Here is a 14156-nt window from a genome sequence, read left to right as displayed (position 1 = left end):
CGGTCCCATGCCTTTTCAGGAGGCTTCCGTCATGACCACCACTCTGCGCCCTGCCCTGCCATCCGACCTGGACGCCCTGGTGGATCTGGAGAATCGCCTGTTCCAGAGCGATCGACTGTCCCGTCGCAGCCTGCGTCGGTTCATCGACCACCCCAGTGATCGTCTGATCGTTGCCGCTCAGGCCGAGACGCTGGTGGCTTACAGCCTGGTGCTGATGCGCAGGGCAACCCGTCTTGCCCGCATCTACTCGCTGGGAGTCTGTCCGTCCGTGCGGGGTCAGGGGGTTGGCGAAGCACTGCTGAGCGCATCGGAACAGGTCGCCCGGGAAGCCGGACGGATCGTGATGCGGCTGGAAGTGCGGGAGGACAATGCACCGGCGATACGGCTCTACCAGCGGCTGGGCTACCGCCAGTTTGGTCATCATCGGGATTACTACGAAGATCACAGCGACGCCCTCAGGTTTGAGCGCAGAATACTGCACTACCACCCTTCTGCGGCGTTTCCCCGGGTGCCGCACTACCCGCAGACCACCGAGTTCACCTGTGGTCCGGCAGCGCTGATGATGGCCATGGCGGCGGTGACACCGGACAGCCCGCTCAATGCCCGGGAGGAACTGGCCATCTGGCGCCAGGCCACCACCATCTTCATGCTGGCCGGCCACGGCGGCTGCGGGCCTCACGGGCTGGCACTGGCGGCCTGGCAACGGGGCTTTCAGGCCTGCGCCTACATCAGCCACACCGGTCCACTGTTCCGGCAGACGGTCCGCAATCCGGACAAGAAGCGGGTGCTGGAACTGGTCCACGAGACCTTTCTGGCGGATCTCGCAGATACCGACGTCACCCTGCACGACCGCGCCATCACCCTGGCCGAACTGGAACAGGCGCTACGGGGCGGCCAGGTTCCGCTGGTGCTTATCAGCGGCTGGCAGCTCAGTGGCAGCCGGGTGCCTCACTGGGTCACGGTGTGCGCGGTGGACGACAGCTTTGTCTACCTGCACGACCCGGAGGTGGACCTGGAAAGCGGTGATACCATCGCCGACAAACAGTACCTGCCGGTGGACCGGCAGCTGTTCACGCGCATGCAGCAGTATGGGCGGGAACAACGCCTGCAGGCGGCGGTGGTGGTTGCCGCAAGGGAACCGATTCAGCGGTAGGCCGGATCGGCTTGCGGCTCATCCTGCGGCGGTCGCTTGGACCAGATACCGGCCAGGATGGAGCCGGAGATGTTGTGCCAGACCGAGAACAGGGTGCCAGGCATGGCAGCAATGGGCGTAAAGAACTTCATCGCCAGGGCGGTGGCCAGGCCGGAGTTCTGCAATCCAACCTCAAAAGCCACCGTGCGACTGATGCGACGGTCAAAGCCAAACAACCGGCAGGCGCCGTACCCCAGGCCCAGCCCCAGGCTGTTGTGCAGGATCACCGCCAGGGCGATCACTAGGCCCTGACTGGCCAGGTTATCCCGGTTCAGCGCCACCACGATGGCGATGATGATCACAATACTGAGCATCGACACCAGCGGCAGCACCGGCTCAACCGCCTTGACCTGACGCCGCAGGAAGGCATTGAGCGCCACCCCGATCGCCACCGGCACCAGCACGATCTTCACCAGACTCAGCAGCATGCCGGTGATTGGTACATCCACACTCTGCCCCACCAGCAAGCCGGTCAGCAGTGGCGTCAGCACCACACCCAGCAGGGTGGAGGTGGCCGTCATCGAAATCGACAGTGCCACGTTGCCACCGGCCAGGAACGTCATCACGTTCGACGAAGTACCGCCGGCAACGCAGCCCACCAGCACCATGCCGACGGTCAGTTCCGGGCTGAACCCGAACAGCAGGCTGATGCCCAGAGCCAGCAGCGGCATCACGGAGAACTGCAACGCAGTGCCCAGCAGCAGGGCGTGGCGATAGGTCACTACATGGCGGAAATCGGCCGGGGTCAGGGTCAGCCCCATCGCCAGCATGATAATGGTCAGCAACGGCACGATCGCCGCTTTGAGATCGGTAAACAGGGCAGGCTGGTAGAAGGCACAAACGGAGAACAGAATGGCCCACACCGGAAACAGCTGGATAATGCGGTTCAGCATGGCGTAACTCGGGCAATGGCGGCTTGATGATCAGGAAGCCCGTCAGACGCGGGGCACTGGCCCATCAGACCAGGCCCCGACGGTAGCCGGATCACGGCTGAAACCGCCTGCCCCAGCCAGCCAGATTCCGGCTTGTGGCCGGTTGACTGCTGTGGTCAGGTTAAGGAACCGGTATCGTTCCTCAGTCACGGGGACCGCTATTCTACTCACAGTATCGGCCACGTACAGCCCCAAATGCGTCAGCGACCCCGGATGTGCGACGATCAGGCGGTCCGGATGGCGGCTTCCTTGAGCTCGGCGATCTCATCCCGCAGGCGGGCCGCGGTCTCGAAATCCAGGTCCGCCGCCGCCTTGTACATGCGGTCCTCCAGGCCACTGATCTCTTTCATCAACTCTTCCGGAGAATGGCCACCAGCCTTGGCGCGATACTGTTCCGCCGCTTCCGCCGCCCGCTCACCGGGACGTTCCGGTTTGCGACGGCCACGACCACCACCGGTGGCCCCCTCCATGATGTCGGCGATTTTCTTGCGCAGACCGGTCGGGGTAATGCCGTGCTCTTCGTTGTGGGCCTGCTGTTTGATGCGGCGACGCTCGGTCTCATCAATCGCCCGCTGCATCGAGCCGGTGACGCGGTCACCATAGAGGATGGCCTTGCCGTTGACGTTCCGCGCAGCACGGCCGATGGTCTGAATCAGCGAGCGCTCGGACCGCAGGAAGCCTTCCTTGTCGGCATCCAGGATGGCAACCAGGGACACCTCGGGCATGTCCAGGCCTTCCCGCAGCAGGTTGATCCCCACCAGCACGTCAAACTGGCCCTGGCGCAGGTCGCGGATGATCTCCACCCGCTCTACGGTGTCGATGTCCGAGTGCAGGTAGCGAACCCGGATGTCGTGCTCCATCAGGAAGTCGGTCAGATCTTCCGCCATTCGCTTGGTCAGGGTGGTGACCAGCACCCGCTCATCCACCGCCACCCGGGCGTGGATTTCTGACAGCAGATCGTCCACCTGGGTAGACGCCGGCCGAACCTCAATCTCCGGGTCCAGCAGACCGGTAGGCCGTACCACCTGCTCCACCACCTGGCCGGCGTGATCGGCTTCGTAGCTGCCGGGGGTTGCCGATACAAACACCATCTGTGGCGCAATGCGTTCCCATTCCTCGAACCGCATGGGCCGGTTATCCAGCGCCGACGGCAGTCGGAAGCCGTACTCCACCAGGGTTTCCTTGCGGGAGCGGTCGCCTTTGAACATGGCGCCAATCTGCGGAATGGTGACGTGGGACTCGTCCACCACCAACAGGGCGTTAGGTGGCAGGTAATCAAACAGCGTCGGCGGCGCCTCCCCCGGGCGGCGACCGGAGAGGTAACGGGAGTAGTTCTCGATGCCGTTGCAGTACCCCAGCTCCAGCATCATCTCGACATCATAGCGGGTCCGCTCTTCCAGCCGCTGGGCTTCCACCAGGCGATTGTCATCCCGCAGCTGGGTCAGCCGCTGGTCCAGCTCGACCTTGATCTCCTCCACCGCATCCAGCACTTTCTGGCGCGGGGTAACGTAGTGACTCTTGGGGTAGATGGTCACCCGCGGTACCCGCCGCAGCACTTCGCCGGTGAGCGGGTCGAAGTAGCTGAGGTTTTCCACCTCATCATCAAACAGCTCGATGCGGATGGCCTCTTTCTCGGATTCCGCCGGGAACACATCAATCACATCACCACGAACCCGGTAGTTGGCGCGATGGAACTCAATGTCGTTGCGGGTGTACTGCAGTTCCGCCAGCCGGCGCAGGATGTAGCGCTGATCAATCTGATCGCCCCGATCCAGGTGCAACATCATCTTGAGGTAGGACTGGGGATCACCAAGACCATAGATTGCCGATACCGTGGCCACAATGATGGCATCCGGCCGCTCCAGCAGCGCCTTGGTGGCAGACAGTCGCATCTGTTCTATGTGCTCGTTGACTGAGGCATCCTTCTCAATGAAGGTGTCCGACGATGGCACATAGGCCTCTGGCTGGTAGTAGTCGTAGTAGGACACGAAGTACTCCACCGCGTTGTCGGGGAAGAACTCGCGAAACTCGCCGTAGAGCTGGGCCGCCAGAGTCTTGTTGTGAGCCATGATGATGGTGGGCCGCTGCACCCGTTCGATCACATTGGCGACGGTGAAGGTCTTGCCCGAGCCGGTCACCCCGAGCAGGGTCTGGTGCGCCAGGCCGGAGTCGATGCCATCCACCAGCTCCGCGATGGCGGTCGGCTGGTCCCCCGCCGGGGCAAACTCCGAATTGACCCGGAAAGCTGTGCGTTTACTGGACTCAGTGTCTTGGCTGGCCATGGCAGGTGGTCATCCTCTCATCAATGGATCGGGTTGCCACGAAGCTGGCTTATCCTTATGCAGGCTTCATGGTACCATCAGCAGGTTTCACGATGGTCCGGCATAGCTGACACCCGGGCCATCGTCGCCTTTCGGACGCAGCTTTAAGGAGCGCAAGTTTGGACCTTCAACTATCCAGCCGTGTACAGGCCATCAAGCCATCTCCCACTCTCGCAGTCACCAACAAGGCGGCCGAACTCCGTGCCGCCGGCCAGGACATTATTGGCCTGGGCGCCGGGGAGCCGGACTTCGATACACCGGATCATATCAAGAACGCCGCCATTGAGGCGATCAACGCCGGTCAGACCAAGTACACTGCTGTCGATGGTACCCCCGCGCTTAAACAGGCCATCATTGCCAAGTACAAGCGTGACAACGGGCTCGATTACGAACCCAACCAGATTCTGGTTTCCAGCGGTGGCAAGCAGAGCTTCTTCAACTTGGCCCTGGCGGTACTGAACCCGGGAGACGAAGTGGTGATTCCGGCCCCGTATTGGGTGTCCTACCCGGATATGGTGCTGGTGGCCGAAGGCAAGCCGGTGGTCATCGAAACCTCCGCCGAGACCCGGTTCAAGATCACACCGGAGCAGCTGGACAACGCCCTCAATGAGCGCACCCGCCTGTTCGTCATCAACAGCCCGTCCAACCCCAGTGGCATGGCCTACACCCTGGACGAGCTGAAAGCGCTGGCCGCGGTACTGATGAAGTATCCGCAGGTAATGATTGCCACCGACGACATGTACGAGCCGATCCTGTGGACCGGCCAGCCGTTCTGCAACATTCTCAATGCGGAGCCGGCGCTGTACGACCGCACCTTCGTGCTGAACGGGGTCTCCAAGGCCTACTCCATGACAGGCTGGCGCATCGGTTACGCCGCAGGGCCCGCCAAGATCATTGGCGCGATGAAGAAGATCCAGTCCCAGAGCACCTCCAACCCGTCGTCCGTCTCCCAGGCGGCCGCTCAGGCAGCTCTGGATGGCCCACAGGAGTGCGTGGGCGAGATGGTCAAAGCCTTCCGCGAGCGCCACGACTACCTGGTCGCGGCACTGAACGAGCTGCCGGGCGTGGAATGCCTGCAGGGCGACGGCACCTTCTATGTGTTCCCCAGCTTCCAGGGCGCCATCGATGCGACCGACGGCATCAGCACCGATGTCGAGCTGGCCGAGAAGCTGCTGCAGGAAGCCGGCGTGGCGCTGGTTCCAGGTTCGGCCTTTGGCGCACCGGGCCATATGCGACTCAGTTTCGCCACCGGCCTGGACGTTCTCAAGGAAGCCGTTGCCCGCCTGAAAAAAGTTTTGGCATAAATTTCAAAACAGGGGTTGACGAGGTGCGTACCGGCCCTTAATATACGCGCCTCGTAACACAACGACGTTCCCCGATAGCTCAGTTGGTAGAGCAACGGACTGTTAATCCGTTTGTCGCTGGTTCGAGCCCAGCTCGGGGAGCCACTATTCCAAAAAGCCGCTTTTTCAAGCGGCTTTTTTATGTCTGGCGCTGGACGCCCCGTCTGATTTCCGCATAGCATAAAGCCATGTACTATCCCCTAAGCAGTCATCTGGCCCAACGATTTACATCCCCCCGGAACCATCAAGGCACGGGGGCCAGGTGACTATTGCCACCTGATTCTGCACCCCCGCACCAGCTTCCGGGGGAACCGCAGACATCAGGTGGACAGCGATACCCGATAACCCGATCGCTCCCTCCTGTTTTTTCCGCAGAAACCTGATCGTTTCCAATGGAGAAAACACCCATGACAACTCTCATGAGTCGGGAGGCACTGACACACTCCCTCAACCTGCCAGACCTTACCAACCCGCACCATGGCGACCATGCCATGCAGCAACTGCTTACCGAGATTCGCCAGGCGCTCGCCGCTCAGTGGCCCTGCCGCCAACAACTGGCACGAACGAGCCCGGCCGTTCCGGTCTGCGACAATTACGATCGCCTGGGCTATCCGACCGACGGTGCCGCCCGGGAAGCCCGCTATACCCGTTACATCACGCCCAACCTCATGCTCCGCACCCAGACCTCGGCCGCTATCCCTGACCTCCTCGAAGGCCTCAGCATTGATCCTCCACAGGATCTGTTACTGGTCCTGCCAGGGCTGGTTTACCGGCGCGACAGCATTGACCGACTCCACTGCGGCGAACCTCATCAACTCGACCTGTGGCGACTGATCGCGCCGAACGCGACTGCGCCCGCCACCACCAAAACCCTGCTGGAGATGATCACCCTGGTAATGCACGCGACTTTACCAGGCGTAGCCTGGCGAACGAAGCCATCCCCTCACCCCTATACCGAAGAAGGCGTCCAGATAGACGCGTACTGGCAGGATACCTGGATTGAAGTGGGCGAATGCGGCCTAGCCAACCGCCGGCTGCTGGCCAACGCCGGACTTACCGACTACAGCGGCCTGGCCATGGGCCTGGGCCTTGATCGCCTGTTGATGGTGCGCAAGGGCATTGACGACATCCGCCTGCTGCGCAGTGAGGACCCGCGGATTCGCCACCAGATGAACACCCTCGCCCCCTACCAGCCAGTTTCCGCCATGCCTGCGATTCAGCGCGACCTGTCGCTGTGCGTTGCGGACTGGGACGACCCCGAAACCCTGGGGGATCACCTGCGCTCGAATCTACCGCAGGCGGACCTGATCGAGGCCCTGGAGGTGCTCTCTGAAACCGCCTATGACGCACTGCCCGAAACCGCCCATCGACGCATGGGCATGAGCCCGGGCCAGAAGAACGTACTCCTACGACTGACCCTCAGGCATATGACCAGAACCCTGACCGACAACGAGGCCAACGACCTGCGCAACCAGGTCTACCACCTGCTGCATCAGGGCCACCATCAGGAAATTGCCCATAATGGTTTGTGAGCTATAGCCATAAAAAAACCCGCTGCGCCTAAGCGCAGCGGGTTTTCAGTCGATGCGAGACGATCAGGTCAACAGCTTGATCATCACACCCGCAGCAACGGCCGAACCGATTACGCCGGCCACGTTCGGGCCCATGGCGTGCATCAGCAGGAAGTTCTGCGGGTTGGCCTCCAGGCCGACCTTGTTGGATACCCGGGCGGCCATCGGCACAGCGGACACACCGGCAGAACCGATCAGCGGGTTGATCTTCTCCTTGCTGAGTTTGTTCATCAGCTTGGCCATCAACACACCGGATGCGGTACCCACACCGAAGGCGACGATACCCAGCGCCAGGATACCCAGGGTCTGGGGATCGAGGAACTTGTCGGCCATCAGCTTGGAGCCTACCGAGAGGCCCAGGAAGATGGTGACAATGTTGATCAGTGCGTTCTGGGCGGTATCGCTCAGACGCTCGACCACGCCACACTCGCGCATCAGGTTACCGAAGCAGAACATACCCAGCAGCGGAGCCGCATCTGGCAGGAACAGCACAACGGCAATCAGTACCACCAGCGGGAACGCGATCTTCTCACGCTTGCTGACCGGACGCAGCTGGGACATTTTCAGTGCCCGCTCTTCCGGGGTAGTCAGCGCCTTCATGATCGGCGGCTGGATCATCGGAACCATGGCCATGTAGGCGTAGGCGGAAACCGCGATGGCGCCCAGCAGATGCGGTGCCAGTACGCTGGATACGTAGATCGAGGTCGGACCGTCCGCACCACCGATGATACCGATGGCTGCCGCTTCAAGGATGTTGAAGTCGAGGACACCGGTCCAGTCCAGCAGCGCTGCGCCAATGACGGTACCAAAGATACCGAACTGGGCAGCCGCGCCCAGCAGCATGGTCTTGGGGTTGGCCAGCAGCGGACCGAAATCGGTCATGGCGCCCACACCCATGAAGATCAACAGCGGCCCGACGGTGCTACCGATAACCACAGAGTAGAAGTTGTAGAGCATGCCGTTGCCATACCCGTAATCCTGGGCAATGGCATTCGCCATCGCCATGTCGGTATGGCTCGCCTCTTTGATGGCCACCTTGAAGGCTTCCTTGAGCTCGGGCGTTACCGTCTGTCCAGCCTGGTAGGCTACGTCCAGCGGCGCCGCCAGGGCGACCAGGATCTCAGACAAGCCGTCCTTCAGCGCAAAGTGGATGGCATTCTCTGCCGCAGTCAGGGCCAGCCCTGCCTCCGGAATATTCGCCAGAATACCGCCGAACCCGATGGGTACCAGCAGCAGCGGCTCAAACCCCTTGCGGATAGCAAGGAACAGAAGGAGAAGGCCGATGGCGATCATGATCACCTGGCCGATCTCAATGTTGAACAGGCCACTGCCTGTCCACAGCGTCATTATCTTATCCATGGAATGCTGGCCCTTATGCGATTGTCAGCATTTCATCATCAACAGCAACGGCATCACCGACCTTGATGAAGACTTCGCCGATGGTCCCGGCTTTCGGTGCGCGCACCTCGGTTTCCATCTTCATGGCCTCGAGGATAATCAGCACGTCACCCTCTTCCACGGCTTCGCCCGGGGATACCAGTACCTTGAAGATGTTACCGCCCAGTGGCGCCAGAACCGGCTCACCACCACCTACCGGAGCAGCTGCCGCAGCACCAGCGGCCGGCGCGGCAACCGCACCACCCTGTCCCTGAATCTGGGTGATTTCACCACCCTCAGAGACCGCCACCACGTATTCCTTGCCGTTGACGTTGACGGTGTAGGTTTCGGGGCCGGAAGCTTTCTTCGCCGGCGCGGCGTCTTCGGCGGTCGGAACCGGCTCGAACGCATCCGGGTTGCCACGGTTTTCCAGGAACTTCAGGCCAATCTGCGGGAACAACGCGTAGGTCAGAACATCGTCCACAGCCTGATCTGCCAGCTTGAAGCCCTTGTCACCGGAAATCTGCTTCAGCTCATCGGTCAGCTTGTCCATTTCCGGCTCAAGCAGGTCCGCCGGGCGACAGGTCACCGGCTCTTTACCATCCAGAACACGCTCCTGCAGCTCCTTGTTGAACGGCGCCGGGGCAGAACCGTACTCCCCTTTCAGGATTGCGGACGTTTCCTTGGAAATGGACTTGTAGCGCTCACCCGTCAGCACGTTCAGCACCGCCTGGGTGCCAACAATCTGGGAGGTCGGAGTCACCAGCGGGATGAAGCCCAGATCTTCACGGACCTTGGGAATCTCCGCGAGAACATCGTCAAATTTGCTGATGGCGTTCTGCTCGCGCAGCTGGCTTTCCATGTTGGTCAGCATGCCACCCGGCACCTGAGCGGTCAGAATGCGGGAATCCACCCCTCTCAGGCTGCCTTCAAACTTGGCGTACTTCTTACGCACTTCGCGGAAGTAGCCAGCAATGTCTTCCAGCAGATGCAGGTCCAGTCCGGTGTCACGGTCAGTGCCTTCGAGGATGGCGACGACGGCTTCTGTGGGTGAGTGACCATAGGTCATGGACATGGAGGAGATCGCGGTATCGACGTTGTCGATCCCTGCCTCCGCTGCCTTGATGGCAGTGGCGGTGGACATGCCGGTGGTCGCATGACACTGCATGTGAATCGGAATATCCAGCTCTTTCTTCAGACGACTGACCAGATCGTAAGCCACGTAGGGCTTCAACAGACCGGCCATGTCCTTGATGGCAATAGAGTCCGCGCCCATGGCCGCGACCTCTTTGGCCAGATCCACCCACATTTCAACGGTGTGGACCGGGCTGGTGGTGTAGGAAATAGTACCCTGGGCATGCTTGCCGGTCTTGCGAACGGCCTTGATGGCGGTATCCAGGTTACGGGGATCGTTCATTGCATCGAAGATACGGAATACGTCAACACCGTTTTCGGCGGCACGATCCACAAAGCGCTCAACCACATCGTCGGCGTAATGGCGGTAGCCCAGCAGGTTCTGACCGCGCAGCAGCATCTGCTGAGGGGTGTTGGGCATCGCTTTCTTCAGCTCGCGAATGCGCTCCCAGGGGTCCTCGCCCAGGTAACGGATGCAGGCGTCAAACGTCGCGCCGCCCCAGGATTCCAGGGACCAGAAGCCAACCTTGTCGAGCTTCTCGGCAATTGGCAGCATGTCGTCGAGACGCATGCGGGTAGCCAGCAGGGACTGGTGGGCATCACGCAGGATAACGTCCGTGATCCCCAACGGTTTCTTTGTGTCTGTCATCGTGTCGGCCTTCTGTTTAAAGGTTCTAATTCGTCTTCCGGATCACTTTTTGTGGCGTGAGCGGAATTGTGCAATCGCCTTTTTGATCGCTTCAGCGGTATCAGGGTCTACTGACTCGGGGGCTGAAGGCTTTGCACGGGGTGTGCGTACCGGGGTGGCCGGCTCGGGTGGCATGAACCGCGAGATGATCTTGGACATCAGCAGGGTCGCGAACACCAGTACTACCAGGAACGCGAAGACAAACCCCATGCCGGCGATCATCAGGTCTGCGGCTTGTGACATCAGGTTATCCATAGCGAATAACTACCTGTATTGTTGGGATTGATTTTCCCCGAACACCCTCTCTCCAATAGGTGTGGCCCAATGGGCCATTTCGGGGGGCAAAATCCCGCGTAATTTACCGGTTTCCTGTATAGGGAGCAACCTAAAGGGCCGTTGCAAACGGGCCAACCCCCGCGCCAGACGTGCCACTCGCCACTGCCCCGGGAACCGCTAAGCGCAGGATATCCCAGATGATTCAGACCAACCGCACAGGGATCTTGCGTCCCTTGATACGGCCTTTTTCAAGGGCGGCCAGAGCCTTCTTCGCCAACTCCGCTTCCACCGCCACCAAACACTGAAACTCGAAGACGTCAATCTTGCCCACCGATTTGCCCGGCAGGCCCGCATCGCCGGTCAGGGCGCCAAGCACATCCCCCGGACGCACCTTTTGCTTGCGGCCCGCGGCAATGCACAGCGTCCGCATCGCGGCCGGCAACGGCCGATCCTTCACTACCAGTAATGCTGCGGTGTCCCCCCACGCCAGCGCTGTGGCCCGCTGATCCATCAACCGCTCCAGCCGGCCGCGCTGGGCCGAGGTGCAGAAGGTCACGGCGACCCCCGCCTCCCCTGCCCGACCGGTCCGCCCAATGCGGTGGGTATGAACATCGCCATTGCGGGCCGGCTCAACGTTGACCACCAGCGGCAGTGACGCGATGTCCAATCCCCGCGCGGCGACGTCGGTGGCCAGCAGGATGGTGGCACTGCGGTTGCGGAACCGCGCCAGAACCAGATCGCGCTCCTTCTGCTCGAGGTCGCCGTGCAGGGCCTGGGCGGTAAACCCTCGGGCCCTCAGCTCATCTGTCAATTCATCGCACTGCTGCCGAGTTGTACAGAAGGCAATGCAGCCGTTGGGTCTGTGCCGGGACAACACCGCCGCCAGGGCATCGGCCTGCTGACTCGCGGCGATCTCGTAGAACTGCTCTTCGATATCCGGCGCTGACTCCTGATCCACCACCCGAACATCCTCCGGTTCCTGTTGGAAGCGCTGACTCAGTCCCCGAATGTCTTCCGGCCAGGTGGCTGAGAACAGCAGGGTCTGACGCGTCGGCGGCGTCTGCTTTAGGATCGACTCAATGCTCTCCAGAAAGCCCATATCGAGCATGCGATCGGCTTCATCCAGTACCAGCGTTTTCAATTGCCCCAGATCCAGCGTGCCCTTGCGCAGATGGTCCTCAACCCGCCCTGGCGTGCCGACCACCAGGTGGGCCCCATGGGCCAGCGAGCCGATTTGCGGACCAATCGCCACGCCACCACACAACAACAGCACCTTGACGTTCCCCTTGGCGCGGGCGAACTGGCGCAGCGCCTTGGCGACCTGGTCCGCCAGCTCCCGGGTCGGGCACAACACCAGCCCCTGGACGGCGAACTGACGCGGATTGAGGCCGGCGATCAGTGGCAGCCCAAACGCCGCGGTCTTGCCACTGCCGGTCTTGGCGGTAGCGATCAGGTCGCGTCCGGCCAGAGCCGGAGGCAACGCCGCCGCCTGGATCGGCGTGGGCTGCTGGTAACCCAGATCCTTCAGGTTGGATTGCATCGCGGTGGACAAGCCAAGATCAGCAAAGGAAGACATATATAAAGGAAGCCTGTAACAAGTGAGATGGATGCGGGCCTGGGGCCAGGTCGGTAAAAACAGGAACGTTTCGGAGTTCATCAGAGCCCCGTCAAACAGAGTCTTCTTAATCCCGGGCTCCCCAGGCCGTATACTATCGGATTGCAGCAATTTAGTCTGGATTGTGATCGACGGAGCACCTCATGGCATCACTTCAAGAGCAACTGATGAAGGCGGGTCTGGCAGATGAAAAGAAAGCCAAGTCCATACGCCAGGAAAAACGCAAACAGCGCAAGCAGCAGCCCAAAGGCAGCCAGCCGGTCAATGAGGCCCAGCAACGGGTCGAACAAGCCCGGAAAGAGAAAGCGGAACGGGACCGCCAGCTGAACCAGCAGCGGCAACAGGAAGCTGAACGCAAAGCCATCCAGGCCCAGATTCGCCAACTGATCGAAACCAATCGACTGGATCGTGCCAGGGGCGAAGAGGAGTACCAGTTTGTCGATGGCAAGAAGATCAAGAAGATTCTGGTGGATGCGCAGATGGTGGACCAGCTCTCCCGCGGCCGTCTTGCCATTGTGAAACTGAACGACGGCTACGAAGTGGTCGCCGAGGGCGTCGCCCGCAAAATCATGGAACGGGATGAACAGGCCGTTCTGGTACTGCACGACCGCAACGCCAACGATACCAATGAAGACGATCCCTACGCCGGCTACGAGATCCCTGACGATCTGATGTGGTAAGCACGCCTCATGACACGGGCGCAGGCCCCCCTGATCTGCGCCCTTGCCATCTTCTCTCCCACCTGCCCGACAGCCCCCTGCAAATTTCTTTTCAATCTTCTGCATCCAAGCCGCCGCCTGAAACGAATCTCCCTAAGTAGTTCATAAAAATAGTCGACCAGGAGACTCCGCCATGAGCCCGAAATCCGTGAACACCGTCATCGCACTTGGCTCCCTGCTTATCAGCAGCACAGCCTTTGCAGGCCATACCAACCACGTAGTGTCCACCCAACTCTCTGCCGACCATCTGGTAGGCACGATGGGAGACGCCGATGGCCATGGGCACGCCCACGTCTTTGGCGTTGACGGCAACCCAACCACGCTCTGCTACGTGCTGCAGGTGTCTGATATCCAGACAGTTCCTGTAGGAGACGGCATGGCCGCACACATCCATGAAGCCGCTGCCGGCAGCAATGGCAGCCCCATAGCCATGCTGGCAGGGCCTGAAGATGGCGATGCCGCAGACTGTCTGACCGAAGGCGAGAAGGGTAAATTTCCGACCGGAGAAGCCGGCATCGTGAAACGGATTCTGGAGAATCCGCAGCAGTTCTACATCAACGTTCACAACCCGGAATACCCTGCGGGCGCCATTCGCGGGCAACTGCAAGCGGCAGAGCATGACCACGGGATGTAAACGGACGCTGAAAACAAAAAACCCCGCTCACGGCGGGGTTTTTTGTTTGATCTGGCGCGGCTGGGAGGATTCGAACCTCCGACCGCCTGGTTCGTAGCCAGGTACTCTATCCAGCTGAGCTACAGCCGCTAAAACTTGGTGGTGGCCTTTCCTGATGCCTGGCAGCACCTTGGTGCGCCGCCTTCGAACCGATCCTGGCTCTGTTTCGCTTCTTTTTCTTCTTGAAAAAGAAAACGCCTCATTACCGCGTTTACTCGCTAATGAGGCGTCTCTGATTTGGCGCGGCTGGGAGGATTCGAACCTCCGACCGCCTGGTTCGTAGCCAGGTACTCTATCCAGCTGAGCTACAGCCGC

General features: G+C 60.8%; 11 protein-coding genes and 3 tRNA genes. 6 read left to right on the top strand and 8 right to left on the bottom strand.

What is annotated here, in order from left to right; all coding sequences use genetic code 11:
• Positions 1–31 precede the first annotated feature (31 nt).
• Positions 32–1153 (top strand): GNAT family N-acetyltransferase/peptidase C39 family protein, encoded by a 1122-nt coding sequence (locus MLD24_RS09480; protein WP_248166442.1) that lies wholly within the window; start codon positions 32–34, stop codon positions 1151–1153.
• Here the strand turns inward: MLD24_RS09480 and MLD24_RS09475 are convergent.
• Entirely contained in the window at positions 1144–2085 is a 942-nt protein-coding gene (locus MLD24_RS09475) for a bile acid:sodium symporter family protein (protein WP_248166441.1), read from the bottom strand. The two genes, MLD24_RS09480 and MLD24_RS09475, sit on opposite strands and share 10 nt — an antisense overlap.
• A 263-nt stretch (positions 2086–2348) precedes the next feature.
• Entirely contained in the window at positions 2349–4406 is a 2058-nt protein-coding gene (gene uvrB / locus MLD24_RS09470; RefSeq protein WP_227171524.1) for an excinuclease ABC subunit UvrB, read from the bottom strand.
• 158 nt (positions 4407–4564) lie between these two features.
• Between uvrB and MLD24_RS09465 the strand changes: the two genes are divergently transcribed.
• The 3 genes from MLD24_RS09465 to srmL all read left to right on the top strand — a co-directional run bounded on the left by MLD24_RS09465 (position 4565) and on the right by srmL (position 7320).
• Positions 4565–5749, top strand: a complete 1185-nt coding sequence (locus tag MLD24_RS09465) for a pyridoxal phosphate-dependent aminotransferase (RefSeq protein ID WP_248166440.1) — start codon at positions 4565–4567, stop codon at positions 5747–5749.
• Between the two features lie 68 nt (positions 5750–5817).
• Positions 5818–5893, top strand: a tRNA-Asn gene (locus tag MLD24_RS09460).
• Positions 5894–6195: 302 nt separating this feature from the next.
• Positions 6196–7320, top strand: coding sequence for a PheS-related mystery ligase SrmL (gene srmL / locus MLD24_RS09455; RefSeq protein WP_248166439.1), 1125 nt, complete (start codon positions 6196–6198; stop codon positions 7318–7320).
• A 63-nt stretch (positions 7321–7383) separates the two neighbouring features.
• Here the strand turns inward: srmL and MLD24_RS09450 are convergent, their stop codons facing one another.
• The 4 genes from MLD24_RS09450 to dbpA all read right to left on the bottom strand — a co-directional run bounded on the left by MLD24_RS09450 (position 7384) and on the right by dbpA (position 12410).
• Complete coding sequence (locus tag MLD24_RS09450; RefSeq protein ID WP_227171527.1) at positions 7384–8718, bottom strand: sodium ion-translocating decarboxylase subunit beta; 1335 nt, start codon at positions 8716–8718, stop codon at positions 7384–7386.
• Positions 8719–8731: 13 nt separating this feature from the next.
• Positions 8732–10519, bottom strand: coding sequence for a sodium-extruding oxaloacetate decarboxylase subunit alpha (oadA, locus tag MLD24_RS09445; protein ID WP_248166438.1), 1788 nt, complete (start codon positions 10517–10519; stop codon positions 8732–8734).
• A gap of 42 nt (positions 10520–10561) precedes the next feature.
• Positions 10562–10813: an OadG family protein gene (locus MLD24_RS09440; protein WP_227171529.1), complete on the bottom strand. Its 252-nt coding sequence runs from the start codon at positions 10811–10813 to the stop codon at positions 10562–10564.
• Between the two features lie 223 nt (positions 10814–11036).
• Positions 11037–12410, bottom strand: a complete 1374-nt coding sequence (gene dbpA / locus MLD24_RS09435; protein ID WP_248166437.1) for an ATP-dependent RNA helicase DbpA — start codon at positions 12408–12410, stop codon at positions 11037–11039.
• A 182-nt stretch (positions 12411–12592) separates the two neighbouring features.
• Between dbpA and MLD24_RS09430 the strand changes: the two genes are divergently transcribed.
• Both MLD24_RS09430 and MLD24_RS09425 read left to right on the top strand, forming a co-directional pair.
• The gene (locus MLD24_RS09430) at positions 12593–13129 is read left to right on the top strand and encodes a DUF2058 domain-containing protein (RefSeq protein ID WP_227171531.1); all 537 of its coding nucleotides are present in this window, start codon (positions 12593–12595) and stop codon (positions 13127–13129) included.
• Between the two features lie 172 nt (positions 13130–13301).
• Positions 13302–13802: a CHRD domain-containing protein gene (locus tag MLD24_RS09425; RefSeq protein ID WP_248166436.1), complete on the top strand. Its 501-nt coding sequence runs from the start codon at positions 13302–13304 to the stop codon at positions 13800–13802.
• Positions 13803–13854: 52 nt separating this feature from the next.
• Here MLD24_RS09425 and MLD24_RS09420 read toward each other — a convergent pair.
• Together MLD24_RS09420 and MLD24_RS09415 are read right to left on the bottom strand one after the other, a co-directional pair.
• Positions 13855–13931 (bottom strand) — tRNA-Arg (locus tag MLD24_RS09420).
• A 148-nt stretch (positions 13932–14079) separates the two neighbouring features.
• Positions 14080–14156: transfer RNA gene (locus tag MLD24_RS09415), tRNA-Arg, on the bottom strand.

The sequence above is a fragment of the Marinobacter xestospongiae genome (assembly GCF_023156385.1).
Classification (GTDB): domain Bacteria; phylum Pseudomonadota; class Gammaproteobacteria; order Pseudomonadales; family Oleiphilaceae; genus Marinobacter; species Marinobacter xestospongiae.
This window is presented reverse-complemented; position numbering and strand designations above follow the sequence as displayed.

Excerpts from the sequence above, each read along its gene's own strand:
- MLD24_RS09480 (WP_248166442.1), top strand. The coding sequence starts at position 32 with ATGACCACCACTCTGCGCCCTGCCCTGCCATCCGACCTGGACGCCCTG.
- MLD24_RS09475 (WP_248166441.1), bottom strand. The coding sequence starts at position 2,085 with ATGCTGAACCGCATTATCCAGCTGTTTCCGGTGTGGGCCATTCTGTTC.
- uvrB (WP_227171524.1), bottom strand. The coding sequence starts at position 4,406 with ATGGCCAGCCAAGACACTGAGTCCAGTAAACGCACAGCTTTCCGGGTC.
- srmL (WP_248166439.1), top strand. The coding sequence starts at position 6,196 with ATGACAACTCTCATGAGTCGGGAGGCACTGACACACTCCCTCAACCTG.
- MLD24_RS09450 (WP_227171527.1), bottom strand. The coding sequence starts at position 8,718 with ATGGATAAGATAATGACGCTGTGGACAGGCAGTGGCCTGTTCAACATT.
- oadA (WP_248166438.1), bottom strand. The coding sequence starts at position 10,519 with ATGACAGACACAAAGAAACCGTTGGGGATCACGGACGTTATCCTGCGT.
- MLD24_RS09440 (WP_227171529.1), bottom strand. The coding sequence starts at position 10,813 with ATGGATAACCTGATGTCACAAGCCGCAGACCTGATGATCGCCGGCATG.
- dbpA (WP_248166437.1), bottom strand. The coding sequence starts at position 12,410 with ATGTCTTCCTTTGCTGATCTTGGCTTGTCCACCGCGATGCAATCCAAC.
- MLD24_RS09430 (WP_227171531.1), top strand. The coding sequence starts at position 12,593 with ATGGCATCACTTCAAGAGCAACTGATGAAGGCGGGTCTGGCAGATGAA.
- MLD24_RS09425 (WP_248166436.1), top strand. The coding sequence starts at position 13,302 with ATGAGCCCGAAATCCGTGAACACCGTCATCGCACTTGGCTCCCTGCTT.